Source organism: Plasticicumulans acidivorans (assembly GCF_003182095.1).
GTDB classification, from domain to species: domain Bacteria; phylum Pseudomonadota; class Gammaproteobacteria; order Competibacterales; family Competibacteraceae; genus Plasticicumulans; species Plasticicumulans acidivorans.
Genome location: NZ_QGTJ01000004.1, coordinates 206582 through 220568, shown reverse-complemented (window position 1 = coordinate 220568; position 13987 = coordinate 206582). Strand labels below are relative to the sequence as shown.

At 69.3% G+C, this 13987-nt stretch carries 11 protein-coding genes; 9 read left to right on the top strand and 2 right to left on the bottom strand.

Translation table 11 applies throughout. The annotated features are described in order from the left end of the window. Nucleotides 1-121 precede the first annotated feature (121 nt). Genes C7443_RS08805 through tagQ form a run of 6 tightly spaced genes read left to right on the top strand, consistent with a single transcriptional unit; the run spans nucleotide 122 to nucleotide 8374 of the window. Nucleotides 122-3382, top strand: coding sequence for a serine/threonine-protein kinase (locus C7443_RS08805; protein WP_110018226.1), 3261 nt, complete (start codon nucleotides 122-124; stop codon nucleotides 3380-3382). Continuing rightward, nucleotides 3382-4107, top strand: coding sequence for an ABC transporter ATP-binding protein (locus tag C7443_RS08800; RefSeq protein ID WP_110018225.1), 726 nt, complete (start codon nucleotides 3382-3384; stop codon nucleotides 4105-4107). The genes C7443_RS08805 and C7443_RS08800 overlap by 1 nt, the downstream gene beginning before the upstream one ends. Then, nucleotides 4104-5297, top strand: coding sequence for an ABC transporter permease family protein (locus C7443_RS08795; protein ID WP_110018224.1), 1194 nt, complete (start codon nucleotides 4104-4106; stop codon nucleotides 5295-5297). The genes C7443_RS08800 and C7443_RS08795 overlap by 4 nt, the downstream gene beginning before the upstream one ends. Then, nucleotides 5290-7014 (top strand): formylglycine-generating enzyme family protein, encoded by a 1725-nt coding sequence (locus C7443_RS08790; protein ID WP_110018223.1) that lies wholly within the window; start codon nucleotides 5290-5292, stop codon nucleotides 7012-7014. The genes C7443_RS08795 and C7443_RS08790 overlap by 8 nt, the downstream gene beginning before the upstream one ends. A 4-nt stretch (nucleotides 7015-7018) precedes the next feature. Further along, complete coding sequence (locus C7443_RS08785; protein ID WP_110018222.1) at nucleotides 7019-7438, top strand: hypothetical protein; 420 nt, start codon at nucleotides 7019-7021, stop codon at nucleotides 7436-7438. 51 nt (nucleotides 7439-7489) lie between these two features. Then, nucleotides 7490-8374, top strand: coding sequence for a type VI secretion system-associated lipoprotein TagQ (gene tagQ / locus C7443_RS08780; protein WP_110018221.1), 885 nt, complete (start codon nucleotides 7490-7492; stop codon nucleotides 8372-8374). A gap of 202 nt (nucleotides 8375-8576) precedes the next feature. Here the strand turns inward: tagQ and C7443_RS08775 are convergent, their stop codons facing one another. Together C7443_RS08775 and C7443_RS19865 are read right to left on the bottom strand one after the other, a co-directional pair. Beyond that, complete coding sequence (locus C7443_RS08775; protein WP_146213272.1) at nucleotides 8577-9698, bottom strand: hypothetical protein; 1122 nt, start codon at nucleotides 9696-9698, stop codon at nucleotides 8577-8579. Nucleotides 9699-9866: 168 nt separating this feature from the next. Then, nucleotides 9867-10097 carry a hypothetical protein gene (locus C7443_RS19865; protein WP_146213271.1) on the bottom strand — a complete coding sequence of 77 codons (231 nt, stop codon included), beginning with the start codon at nucleotides 10095-10097 and terminating at the stop codon, nucleotides 9867-9869. Nucleotides 10098-10375: 278 nt separating this feature from the next. Between C7443_RS19865 and C7443_RS08770 the strand changes: the two genes are divergently transcribed. From C7443_RS08770 to C7443_RS08760, 3 genes are all read left to right on the top strand, one after another. Continuing rightward, a complete protein-coding gene (locus tag C7443_RS08770; RefSeq protein ID WP_110018219.1) occupies nucleotides 10376-11332 on the top strand; it encodes a TAXI family TRAP transporter solute-binding subunit in 957 nt (318 codons plus the stop codon). A 69-nt stretch (nucleotides 11333-11401) separates the two neighbouring features. Continuing rightward, on the top strand, nucleotides 11402-13426 hold the full coding sequence (locus C7443_RS08765) for a TRAP transporter permease (RefSeq protein ID WP_110018218.1): 2025 nt from the start codon (nucleotides 11402-11404) through the stop codon (nucleotides 13424-13426). A gap of 3 nt (nucleotides 13427-13429) precedes the next feature. Next, nucleotides 13430-13795: a DUF1850 domain-containing protein gene (locus C7443_RS08760; protein WP_110018217.1), complete on the top strand. Its 366-nt coding sequence runs from the start codon at nucleotides 13430-13432 to the stop codon at nucleotides 13793-13795. The last annotated feature ends 192 nt before the right edge of the window (nucleotides 13796-13987 follow it).

Here is a 13987-nt window from a genome sequence, read left to right as displayed (position 1 = left end):
CATGACACCGGAAACCGCCGCATTATCCGCAGAACCCGGCAGCGGCGAAACCTCGTCGTAGTGTGGCGTGCACCGGCGCGGCCATCGATAATCGGGCTTCCTCACGGCAGACGACCCTGACATGGACATCCTGATCCCGGGCTACGACATCGAAGGCGTACTCGGCAGCGGTGCGATGGCCTCGGTGTACCTGGCGCTCCAGCGCTCACTGGAGCGCCGCGTCGCACTGAAGGTCATGGCTTCGTCGCTGGCCGCCGATCCGCAGTTCTGCGAACGCTTCCTGCGCGAAGGCAAGATGCTGGCGAAGCTCGCCCATCCGCACGTGGTGCAGATCTACGACATCGGCAACGTCGACACGCTGTACTACATGGCGATGGAGTACATCAGCGGCGGCACGCTGCGCGATCGCATCGGCGCCGGCATGAGCCCCGGACAGGCCATCACCGTCCTGCGCCAGATCGCCGGCGCGCTCGGCTACGCCCACAGTCGCGGTCTGGTCCACCGTGACGTCAAGCCGGCCAACATCCTGTTCCGCGATGACGACTCGGCGGTGCTGTCGGATTTCGGCATCGCCAAGAATCTGCAGAGCGAAAACACCCAGCTCACGGCGACCAACTCGGCGATCGGCACGCCGAACTACATGAGCCCGGAGCAGGCCCAGGGCCTGACGCTCGACGGCCGCACCGACCTCTACTCGCTCGGCGTCGTGCTCTACGAGATGCTCACCGGCCGCCTGCCGTATGTGAACCGCGACAGCGATGTCGCCGTGGCGCTGATGCACATCCGTGCGCCGATCCCGCGCCTGCCCGAAGAACTCATCCGCTACCAGCCGCTGCTCGACCGGCTGCTGGCCAAAGCCCCGGAAGACCGTTTCGCCGACGCTGCGCAGCTGCTGGCCTTCGATATCGACGCCGCCGCGGCCAGCCGCGACAACACGAACGCGACCGTCGTGCTCGACACCACCGTGCCGGCGGACGAGGCCGGCACGGACACCGCGGCCACGACCATCAGCGCCCCCACGAACACCACCAGTGACGCCACGGTCGTCGCCGGCGCCGCAGCGGGAGCGGACGCGACCGTCGCTGCCGCAGCAACGCCACCGGACGACGCCACGCGGGTCGCCACCGGCAGCAATATCAGCCCCGATGGCACCCTCGTCACCCCGCCCCGCCCCAACGGCCGCGGCCCCGTGCTTGCCGGCGTTGCCGCCGCCGTGCTGCTGGCGATCGGCGGCGGCGCCTGGTGGTGGCTGCAGACACCAGCGCCGCAGCCTGGACCAGTGGTGACCACGCCGCCGGGCGGCACCAGCACCACCCCAGTCACCCCGCCGAGCCCGAGCGGCCAGCCGGCGCAAGACACCGGCAAACCACCGCTTTCACCGACCCGGCCGGTCGAGCCGCCACGGCCGAGCGAGCCGCCGCCAGCAGTCAACAACGCGCCACAGCCGCCGTCGGTCCCCGCGGTGCCGGCCAATCAGACCAGCCCGCCGCAGCCGGCCCGGCTCGACGAGCGCCCGCTGCTGATGCCGGGCAAGAAGACGCTGTTCCAGCGCGTCGTCGTCGGCCCGGATGCCAGCCTGTATGCCGACCCGGCCCGCGAGGTCCTGCAGGAGCGGCTGCCGGCCTTCGCCGTCTATTACGTCTACGAACGCCGCAGCGAAGGCAACCGCCAGTGGCTGCGCGTCGGCGCCGCCAGCGACGGCCATGCCGACGGCTGGATCGACGCCGCCCGCGCCTACGACTGGAAGCAGACGCTGACGCTGAAGTTCATGCCGCGCTCGGGCCGCGATCCGGTGATGTTCTTCTCGCAGCGCGGCACCCTTGAAGGGCTGTTCCTCAAGCCTGATGCGCCGACCATCGCCCACGAATGGCTGACGCAGGTGCGCGCCGCGCACGGCAAACCGGTACCCGGCCTGTCGGTGGTGGCGCTGGAGCCGTCCGACACCGCGGTCGCCGACGACCACTTCTACCTGCTGCCGATCTTCGACTACGCCGAGACCTACGCCGGCGCGCAGCAGGACCAGCTGGTGCAGCTGCTGCAGGTGGCCTCGGTCGATCCCGGCGACGCGGCACCCAGCGGCGCGACGGCGCCGGCGAAGGAGTTCCGCACCGGCATCGTCTTCGTCCTCGACACCACCAAGTCGATGGACCCGTACATCGACCGCGCCCGCAACGTCATCCGCGGCCTCTACCAGCGCATCGCCACCGAAAACCTGCTCGACAAGGTCGGCTTCGGTCTGGTCGGCTTTCGCAGCAGCACCGAGCGCACGCCGGGGCTGGAATACGTCTCGCGCATCTACGCGCCGCTGCGTGCCGACGCCCGCCCCGACGAGATCCTCGCCGAAGCGCAGCAGATGCAGGCAACGACGGTCTCCAGCCATTCCTTCGACGAGGACGCCTTCGCCGGCGTGATGACCGCCGTCGAGCGCATGGACTGGACGCCGTGGGCCGGACGCATCGTCGTGCTGGTCACCGACGCCGGGGCGCTGCGCAAGAACGACCCGCTCGGCCAGACGCAGATGAACGAGGCCGAGGTCCGCGCCGCCGCGCTGGCCAAGGGCGTGCACCTGTTCGTGCTGCACCTGAAGACGCCGGCCGGACGCCGGGATCACGACTTCGCCGAGCGCCAGTACCGCACGCTCACCGCCAACGACAACCCGCGCCTCGGCGACCTCTACGTGCCGGTCGAGGGCGGTGATGTCGATGCCTACGGCCGCGCGGTCGACACCATCGCATCGAGCTTCATCGACCTGGTGCGCAGCGTCGCCGGCAATCAGGAGCTGGCGCAGCCGAACCTCGACCAGCCGCCGAGCTCGATCGCCGCGCGCACCGCCGCACTCGGCTACGCGCTGCGCATGGACTGGCTCGGTGCGCAGCGCAGTGCGCGGCCGCCGAGCGTGGTCACCGCCTGGGTCGCCGATCGCGATCTGGCGCGGCCCGACGTGCCGGCCTTCCAGGTCTGCGTGCTGCTGACCAAGCTGCAGCTCAACGATCTGCAACAGGCGCTCAAGCTGATCGTCGACGCCGCCAACCGCACGCAGAAGAGCCCGCAGGACTTCTTCCGCGAGGTGGCTTCGGCCTCGGCGCAGCTGAGCCGCGACCCGACCCGCATCGCCGCCGCCACCGGCGCCAAGAACCTGGTGCAGACCGGGCTGCTCGGTGAGTTCCTCGAAGGGCTGCCGTACCGCAGCAAGGTGCTCAATCTCAGTGAGGAGCTGTGGCTGTCATGGAGTGTCGGCGAGCAGCAGGACTTCATCCAGGAGCTGGAATCGAAGATCCGGCTCTACGAGACCTTCCACAACGACACCGCCAACTGGGTGCGTTTCGGCAACGCCGCGGCAGGCGACGCGCTCTACCGCGTGCCGCTGTCGACGCTGCCGTAATGGCTGTGACGACGGTCTACCGCCTGCGCGACGTGCGCCGCAGCCGTGGCACGCTCGGCGACACCCGCTTCGTGCTGCAGGTGCCGGCGCTCGACATCGCCCGCGGCGAGCGGCTGGCGCTGGTCGGGCCGAGCGGCTGCGGTAAGTCGACGCTGCTCGACATGCTGGCGCTGGTGCTGGCGCCCGATGCCGGTGGCGAGCTGCATCTGCTGAACAACGACATCGGTGCGCTGTGGCAGCTCAAGCGCGCCGATGCACTGGCAGCATTGCGCGCCCGCCATCTCGGCTACGTGCTGCAGACCGGCGGCCTGCTCGGCTTTCTCGACGTGCGCGGCAACATCGCGCTGCCCGGCCAGCTCAGCGGCCGCGCCGACGCCGCCTGGGTCACGCGGCTGGCCGAGCGCCTCGGCATCTCCCGCCACCTCGACAAACACCCGGCGGCGCTGTCGGTCGGCGAACGCCAGCGCGTGGCGATCGCCCGCGCGCTGGCGCACCGCCCGGCGGTGGTGCTCGCCGACGAGCCGACCGCTTCGCTTGATCCGCTGAGCGCGCAGACGGTGATGCAGCTGTTCATCGACCTGGCTGCGGAATCCGCCACCACGCTGATCCTCGCCAGCCACGACCGCGCACTGGTCGAGCGCTACGGCCTCGAAGTGCTCGCCGCCCAGCTCGCGCCCGCCAGTGACGGCGGCATCGTCAGCCGCTTCGAGCGGACGCGGCGATGAGCACGGCGCGGGTGTTCGGGCTGGCCTGGGCCGACTACCGCGCTGAGGCGCGGCTGTCGCTGTGTGCGGTGCTCGGCCTGGCGGCGGTGCTGGCACCGCTGCTGGTGCTGTTCGGCCTGAAGTTCGGCCTGGTGACGACGCTGACCGAGCGCCTGCTCAACGACCCGCGCACCCGCGAGCTGATCCCGATCGGCAGCGGCCGCTACACCCCGGCCTGGTTCGACGAGCTGCGCACCTGGCCGGGCGTGGCCTTCGTGGTGCCGCGCACGCGCCAGATCGCCGCCACCGCCGAGCTGCGCAGCGCCGACGGCCGCGCCGTGATCGTCGAGCTGATCCCGACTGCCGCCGGCGATCCGCTGCTGGCGCGCTACGGCGTGGCGGAACCGGGCGGCGGCCAGCTGGTGCTGTCGCAGCCGGCCGCCGAAAAGCTCGGTGCGGCGACAACGCTCGACGCCAGCATCGGCCGCAGCCGAGCCGGGCGCGAGGAATATGCCCATGCGGTCCTGAACGTCATCGGCACCGCCCCGCTCGCCGCCTTCGATCGCGACGCCGCCTTCGTGCCGCTGCCGCTGCTGGAAGCCGCCGAGGACTACCGCGACGGCTACGCGGTGCCGGCGCTCGGCTGGCCGGGCCTCGACAAACCGGCCGGCGCGCGGCAGTACCCGGGCTTTCGGCTGTACGCGGGCACGCTCGACGATGTCGCGCCGCTGCGCGCGCAGCTGGTGGCGCGCGGGCTCGAAGTGCTGACCCAGGCCGATGCGATCGACAATGTGAAACGCCTGGCACGCAATCTCGACATTCTGTTCGCGGCGATCGCCGGGCTCGGCGGCATCGGCTACCTGGCGGCCGCCGGTGCCGCCAGCCTCGCCGCGGTCGAGCGCAAACGCCGCGAGCTGTCGCTGCTGCGCCTGCTCGGGCTGCCGACGCGCGGCCTGCTGCTGTTCCCGCTGGCGCAGGCGCTGTATACGGCCTTCGCCGGCTGTCTGCTGGCACTGGCGCTGTACTTCGGCGCCAGCGCCGGCCTGAACCTGCTGTTCGCGACGGCACCCGGCGAGCAGCTCTGCCGCCTGCTGCCGCTGCATGCGCTGGCCGCCGTCGCGCTGACGCTCGGCACGGTCGCGCTGGCGGCGCTGGCCGGCGGCCTGCGTGCCACCCGCATCGAACCGTCAGAGGGCTGGAGGGATGTCTGAATCTGCACGCCGCGCGGCATGGCCGCTTGCGCTCCTGCTCACCCTGGCCGGCACCGCCCGCGCCGCGGACGAGGCGCCGGCCGCGCCCGACCCGCTCTACGACCCGCAGCCGCTGGCCGACGACGTCACGCTGCCGCTGCCCTGCGACGGCAAGCTGGTGCTGCGCTACATCTACGTGCTGGCGCGCAGCGCGCTCGATGACCGCGAGGTCAATCTCGGCTACGCCTTCAGCGAGAACGATCCGGGCTACCGGCAGGGCTTTCTCGCCGGCTTCCGCCGCGCCCACATCAACGGTCAGTTCGAACTCGCCGACCTGCCGCCAGCCTGGCGCGAGCGCCTGGCCGGTCATCTGCCGAGCGGCGGCGACGGCCTGCGGCCGATGCTGTATTTCATCGGCAAGTATGAGGTCACCCAGTACCAGTACGCGGCGGTGATGGCGCAGGAGCCCTGGCTGCGCGGCACGCAGGCCGAGCCGCCGGCCTGCCCGAAAGCCGATGCCCGCAGCCGCCTGCCGATGGTCGAAGTCTCCTGGTACGACGCGCTGCGCTTTACCGCGCTGTACACGCAATGGCTCGGCCGCACCCACGCGGACGCGCTGCCGGCACTGGCCGGCGGCCCGAATTCGGCGGCCGGCGGTGCGCCGTCGTTCGTGCGCCTGCCGACCGAGACCGAGTGGGAGTTCGCCGCCCGCGGCGGCCACGCCGTCGACCGCCAGGCGCTCGAAGCCCGCCTGTTCCCGCGCCGTTCCGCCGAGGCCACCGAGGACGGGCCGCTGCGCGAATGGGCGGTCTACAACCAGGTCGTCGGCGGCAGCGGGCAGGCGGCGCGGCTGGCGCCGATCGGCACGCGCAAGCCGAATCCGGCCGGCCTGTTCGACGTCATCGGCAACGCGGCGGAAATGGTGCTCGATCCATTCCTGATGGTGCGTGGCGGCGGCCGCTTCGGCGGCGGCACCGGCGGCTTCATCGTCAAGGGCGGCAATTACCTGGAAGGTGAGCAGGCGCTGTTCACCGGCATGCGCCGCGAGTACCCGCTGTTCGGCGCCGACGGCAGTCCGAGCCACAACGCCACCACCGGGTTCCGCGTCGCCCTCGGCACGCTGGCGGCACCGCGCGCGCGCTATGACGAGCTGCTCGAACGCTGGCAGGCCGAAGGCCGCCTCGCCAGCCTGACCGACGACATCACCAGCGAGGCCGACGCCGGCGCCCGCCTCGACGCGATCATCGCCAACACCGATGAACCCCGCATGGCCCGGGCGCTGACCGAACTCAGCGAGGAGCTCAAACGCAACGTCGCGCTGATCGCCGACCAGCGCAAGGAAGCCGCCGGCAACCTGATCCAGTCGGCGGCGCTGGTCGCCGAGACCATCGGCAACTACAACATCCGCCTGATCCAGCTGCGCGAGCGCCTCGACAAGGCCAAGCGCGACCGCAACCAAGCCGCCATCGAGGTCCTCTCGACCGGCGTCAACAACGGCACCAGCGCGCTGCAGGGGGCGCTGTCGATCTACCTCGACAACGCCGCAACCGGGGCGCGTTATGCCGACGACATGTTCCGTCAGCAGTTCCAGCGCGTGCAGGATGAACTCGCCCGCAAACCGGTCATCGGTCAGAGCCTGCTGGCGCGCGCGACGCTGTTCATGAAGCACGTCGAGCAGTATCGCCAGGCCCGCCGCCTTGAGCCCGAACCGGTGCTCAACGAATTGCTCGGCCGCTGAGCCCATGCGCGCCACCCTGCTGCCCGCACTGGCCCTGCTCGCGGCCTGCGCCGATGCACCGGCACCGGTGCCGGCGCAGCGTCCACCGCTGCCGCGCTGCCGGCAGTCGCTGATCGAGACACTGCGCCTCGAATATCAGCTGCCGAGCGGCGACCCGCTGCTCTGGCAGGAATATCTCGACGAGCTGCCGCGTACACGCGAGTGCATCTGGGACGTGCGCGATGCACTGGTCGACCGTGCGGCGGCAACCGTGGATACGGCACGATCCATCCGCGTCTCCCTGCCCGACACGAGGCACCATCCGCCCGAAATATCACGCCCTTCAGCCGCGCATCACCGATTCATCGGCGGTGCGCGGCAGGCGCTGCTGCGCATCCACGGCAGGCTGCACGTGCGGGCTGTCGCCGACGCGCGGCTGCACTAGAGTGGGGACCAACCCCCCTCGTTTCCGAATTTCATCACTGGAGACTCATCCATGGACACCCTCGCTGCGCCCGGCGCCCGCAAACTCGCCGCCGCCCTGTCGCTCAGTCTGGCCGTCAGCGGTTGCGTGACGCTGGGCAACCCCACCAGTTCGGTGGCGCAGACCACGACCGTCAGCTACTACCCGCGCTGCTATGAACCGGTGAACTACCTGCGCCAGTCCGATGACCGCCTGTCGCAGTCGGTGGTCACCGGTGCGGCAGCCGGTGCGGTCGCCGGCGGTCTGCTGGGTGCACTGGCCGGCGGTGACGACCATACCGGACGCAATGCGCTGATCGGCGCGGCGGTCGGTGCCGTCGCCGGCGGTGTCGGCAGCTATTACATGGAGAAGCAGCGCCAGATCGCCGAGGACAATGCCCGCTTCGCCTCCTACGGCAGCGACTTCACCAATGCCTCCGGCGAACTCGACCGCAACATCGCGTCGGCCAAGCAGGCGCAGAGCTGCTATCAGCAGGAATACAAAACGCTGCTGCAGGCCAAGCGCGGCGGGCGCATGTCCGACAGCGAAGGCCGCGCCCGGCTGAGCGAAATCGTCTCCGGGCTCGACGAAACCAACCGCCTGATGACGGCGGTCGACGGCCGCATCGGCGAAAACCTCGACACCTACACCCGTGCCTACGAAGAAGACCTGCGCAGCAAGGGCACGACGCGCACTGAAGTGGCCGCCTCGGTGCGCAAGCCCAAGGCGCGCCCGGTGGCGTTGAAGACCGCGCCCAGCGCGGTGCAGACCGAGCAGCAGGCGCAGCAGGCCTCCGCCAAACGTGAGGAAGGCAAGCTGGTGGTCAGCCGCGGCAATGCCGCACTGCGCGATATCTGCAACGACCCGAACCTCGGCGACTGGGGCAGCAGCAGCTGCGGCAGCGTCAAGGGAGTCTGAGTCCGGCCACCGCCGGACGCTGCGCCTTGCGTCCCCCGCCCCGAGCAGGCGGACGCTGGCGCGCTGATGCAGCCCTCGCGGCAGCGCACCTGACCGGGCGCTGTCGCGGCGCGGATGCCGGCGCCGCATCACGGCGGCATGCCAGCAATCTCACCGCGGCAGCCGACACGCCCACCGGCCGGCTGCCTGCGACCCGGCAGGCTCAGAAACGGTAGCCAACGTTCAGCTTGACGCCGCTGACATCGTTCTCGCCGTGGGTGTAGCTCAGGCCGAGCTGGAGATTGTCATAGACCAGCTGACCGGCCTGCACGCGCGTCCCCACGGCGACGCCGTATTCCTGCCAGCTGTTGGCATACAGTTCATCGCCGTAAAAGCGGGTATCGATGATCCAGGCCTGCCAGTGGGCGCCCTTGCCGAGAAAGGTGTCGCCGAGTTCGCCGTTGAGATCGAAGCCGTTCTTCAGCGAGCGATTGGACAAATCGTAGTCGGCGTCGTAATCGCCGATGTTGACGCTGCGCGACTGATACATGCCGACCTGGTTGGTCATGCCCAGATCCATGCCACCCAGCGACCAGACGTAGCGACTGGTCAGCGAGCCGGAGAACATGCCCGCCGCTGCGCCCTGATCGGCAGAGCCGACGGCGCCGAAACGCAGCGCGGGGGTCAGTACCCAGGCGCTCGACAGCGGCACGCGCAGGGCGGCGCCGATGCTGCCGCCGTAGCTGACGGTGTCCTGCGTATCCACCCGATAGATCGGTGTGCTGAGCTGCAGGCGGTAACCGTTGCCGATGTCGAAGGAATAACCGAGCGGCAGCGTGGTGACGTTGGTGTCGAAGCCACCGAGCGAATAGCGCTGGAAGGCCAGACCGATCGTGCCGAGCCCGCCCGGACCGTTGCCGCCGGCATCACTCATCGCCACCGAGAAATCCTGAGCGCCCATCTGTGCCATCAGGCTGCTCGGGTTACCGGCCACCGGATCGACCGGTGAAACGCGCGCCAGCTCGTGCAGCATGCGGGTGAGGATGTCGTTGCCGTTATGTTTGACGTAGTCCTCGAACAGCTTCTTGCTGTCGTCACGGCTGGTGCCGGTGAAGCTCTCATCGATGCCGAGCGAAGGCACGCGAAAACGCAGCGTCGTCGAGCCGGCGGCATAACTGGCCTCAGCCGGCAGGCCGCGCACATACAGCGCCGCCGAGGCGGCCGACATATCGGTGTAGGCCGGCACGACCTTCTGCATGCCCTCATTGGTCAGGGCATCGAACATATCGTCGACGTTGTCATAGGGCGTGCGCACCTCGGCCGCTGAATCGACACTCAGGCCCACGACGAACAGATCTTTCGCTTGCAGCACAGATGTGATGCAACTGAGCAATACACCCGCTATCAGCCATCGCTTCATCCGCCTTTCCCCTGAATTGGCACAAAAAAAGCCGACCGCCCGACGGCAGCCGGCCCGTTAACGATAGCAGCCGGTCGTGGCCGTTCAGCAGAATCAGGGGGATAACAGTGCCCGATCGGGCTCATTGACGGCCCGCGGCCTCTGCTCACCAGTACAGATGGCGCAGAGCACGAAGCCCTCGTCACGGCGCTGTGCTTCGAGCACGGCGCCGCAACGCTCGCAACGGCAGGCTCCCGGCTCACCACTGCCAACACCGGCGTCACGGCTCAACGCAAGCCGACGCTCAAGATCCTGCCAGGCGAAGGAGTCGGTTGGGCGGTTCATGGGGGCCTCCGAAACATATTTGGTTCTCCGACGATCCCGTGACGGTCTACCGGGAGACAGACAGGGGGCGTCGAGGGGCAGGCCATACCGGCCGCCACGGCGATCGCCGGAGATGATTCGAAGCTAGTTCGCTTTTTCAGCACACGCGTAACGCATTGTGTCCGCCCTCGCCTTGCATGGACCGGTCACCCGGCAATACTCAAGCGATGTCCCGGCCGCGGACAGAGCACGCAGTGCCGACCGGCCGCGATGTCTTGCCACCACCAAGGAGATGCCCCATGACACGCACGCGTGCCCCGCTCTGCGGCCTCGCGCTCGTCGCCGGCCTGCTGTTCGCGGCCGTTGCCCCGGCAGCGCAGTTCATCAACATCCTCACCGGCGGCACCAGCGGCGTGTACTACCCGCTCGGCGTGGCGCTCGGCAAAGTGTTCGAAACCGCAGTGCCGGACGCCCGCCCCTCGGTGCAGGCGACCAAGGCCTCGGTCGAGAACCTCAATCTGCTGCAGGCCGGACGCGGTGAACTCGGCTTTTCACTCGGCGATGCGGTCAGTCAGGCCTGGGCCGGCAATGCCGAGGCCGGCTTCAAGGCCCCGCTGAAAAAGCTGCGCGCGCTGGCGGCGATCTATCCGAACTACATCCAGATCATTGCCGCGAAGGACTCGGGCATCCGCACGCTGGCCGACCTGAAGGGCAAGCGCATTTCTGTCGGCGCCCCGAAATCGGGAACCGAGCTCAACGCCCGTACGGTGCTCGCCGCCGCCGGCCTGAGCTACGCCGACTTCGCCAAGGTCGAATACCTGCCGTTCGGCGAATCGGTCGAGCTGATGAAAAACCGCCAGATCGACGTGACGCTGCAGTCGGCCGGGCTCGGCGTCGCCTCGATCCGCGATCTGGCGACCGCCGTGCCGATCGTCGTCGTGCCGGTCCCGGCCGACGTGGTGGCGAAGATCGGCGACAGCGCCTACCAGCCCGCCGAGATCCCCGTCGCCACCTACGAAGGACAGGATGCCACCGTGCCGACCGTGGCGATCACCAACATCCTCGTCACGCACAGCGGTGTACCGGATGAGGTCGCCTATGCGATGGCCAAGGGCCTGTTCGAGCACCTCGACCAGCTGGCGGCGGCCCATGCCGCGGGCCGGGCGATCAAGCTCGAAAACGCCGTCAAGGGTCTGCCGATTCCGCTGCACCCGGGCGCGGAGAAGTATTACCGCGAGGTGGGGTTACTCAAGTAGGTCCGCCGCACACACGCTTCACGCCCTGACGACGCGCCGCCGGCGCGTCCCGCCTGCGGTCCTGCCGACATGTCCGATCTGCTCGTTCCGCCCGCCGATGCCGCCCCGCGCAGCGACCGGCTGATCTACGCCATCTGCGTGGCGTTTTCCTCCTTTCAGCTGTGGACGGCGGCGTGGTCGCCATTACCCAGCCAGGTGGTGCGCTCGCTGCATGTCGGCTTTCTGCTGCTGCTGGTGTATGCGCTGTGCGCCCGCCGCGCCCATGCCTCGCCGCGGCGGGCGGCACTGCCATGGGGGCTCGGTGCCCTGGCTTTTGCGCTGGCCTTCTACCATTGGATCTTCCTCGCCGAGCTGATCCAGCGGGCTGGCGATCCGTCGCTGACCGACCTGATCGTCGGCTGCGCGGTGACGCTGCTGGTATTCGATGCCGCGCGACGGCTGATGGGCTGGGCACTGCCGCTGATCTGTGCGGTGTTTCTGGCTTATGCGCTGTTCGGCCAGTACCTGCCGGAGCCTCTCGCCCACCGCGGTTATGCCTTCGAGCAGGTCGTCGAGCAGCTCTACCTGGGGACCGAGGGGCTGTACGGCATCCCGACCTATGTCTCCTCTTCCTACATCTTTCTGTTCATCGTCTTCGGCGCCTTCCTTGAACGCGCCGGCATGGTGCAGCTGTTCACCGACGTGGCGATGGGCAGCGTCGGCCATCTGCGCGGCGGGCCGGCCAAGGTTTCGGTGGTGTCATCCGGCCTGATGGGCACGATCAACGGCTCGGGGGTCGCCAACGTCGTCACCACCGGGCAGTTCACGATTCCGCTGATGAAGCGCTTCGGCTACCGCGCCGAATTCGCCGGCGCCGTCGAAGCCACCGCGAGCATGGGCGGCCAGATCATGCCGCCGGTGATGGGGGCCGTGGCCTTCATCATGGCCGAGACGCTGGGCGTGCCTTACGTCGACATCTGCACGGCGGCGGTAATCCCGGCCCTGCTGTACTTCTTCACGACCTTCTGGATGGTGCATCTGGAGGCTGGTCGCGCCGGCCTGCACGGGCTGCCCAAGGCACAGTGCCCGGATGCGCTGGCGGCCCTGCGGGCCCGCTGGTACCTGATCCTGCCGCTGGCGGTGCTGGTCTGGCTGCTGTTCGCCGGTTACACGCCGCTGTTCGCCGGCAGCGTCGGCCTGGCGCTGACCGCATTGCTGATCCTCGGCTCACCGCTGGCCACGCGCCTGGGCATGTTGCCGCGCGTGCTGTTCTGGATCGCGCTGGGCCTGGCCGCCTCGGCGTTCCTGCGCTTTGGCATCAATGTGCTGCTGGGCCTGATCGCCCTGCTGGTCGCGATCCTCTGCTGCCTGCGCGGCGGCCGCGCCACGCTGTGCCTGGCCCGCGATAGCCTGGCCGACGGTGCCCGCCACGCCGTGCCGGTCGGCGTCGCCTGTGCGCTGGTCGGCACGATCATGGCCGTGACCACGCTGACCGGCGTGGCCTCGCAATTCGCCAGCCTGGTCATCGATCTGGGGGCGAACAGCCTGCTGCTGTCGCTGATGCTGACGATGCTGGCCTGCCTGCTGCTCGGCATGGGCATTCCGACGATTCCGAACTACATCATCACTTCGGCGCTGGCGGCGCCGGCCCTGCTGCACCTCGGCGTGCCGCTGATCGTCTCGCACATGTTCGTGTTCTATTTCGGCATCATGGCCGACCTGACGCCGCCAGTGGCGCTCGCCGCCTTTGCCGCGGCGCCGATCGCGCATGCCTCGGGGCTGAAGATCGGCATGAATTGCCTGCGCATCGCGATCGCCGGCTTCGTCGTCCCTTACATGGCCGTCTATGAGCCGGCGCTGATGCTGCAGGGCGATCCCGGACCGCTGGTGGTGATCTACGCCGTGGGCAAGGCCCTGCTGGCGATCCTGCTGTGGGGAGCGGCTTCGATCGGCTACTGCCTGGCGCCGCTGAACTGGGCGCAGCGCCTGCTGGCAGCCAGCGCGGCCGGTACGCTGGTCGCGGCTCTGCCGCTGACCGATGAACTGGGGTTTGCGCTGGCGGCGGCCTTCTTCGCCTGGCATCTCGGCCGCCGCCGCCTCCACCCGGCCCACTGAGCCATGCTCTGCCTCGGTCCGGTGCCGCTGGCGGTGACACTGTTCACGCTGGCGTGGACCCATTCGGTGGAAAAAATCCGCTGGGAGGAGGACTGGCGCATCGAGGGCGGCCTGCTGCAGCTCGTCGAGGCACGCATCGCCGGCTCAGGCGCCGGCATGGAGCCGCCGGCGGATGCGCAGTGGCGCGGCGGCGTCTGGCACTACCGACCGGCGTTGCCACCCCAGCCGGCACTGCAACTGAGCCGCTCCCGTTACGCCGGCGACTACACCCTGTGCTACGACGGCCACTGCCAGCCGTTCGCGCACTGGCTGGGAGCGCCGCCGGCCACGGCGCACAGCGTGCGTCTGGCGCCCTGCGCGGCGCGATGAGCCGCCGCCGCCAATGATCACACCACCATGTGCACGCCAGCTCACCGGCCTGGGTGCTCCGCGCGTGAGTTGCGCACGGCGCCTGCCGTAAATCCGGGCTATACGCTATGCACCAGCCTTCCGCAGCCAATCGGCGCAGCCCTTGCCGCTCCATGGAGGCGCTGCAATAGTTGCGACCCCGCCGACTCCACG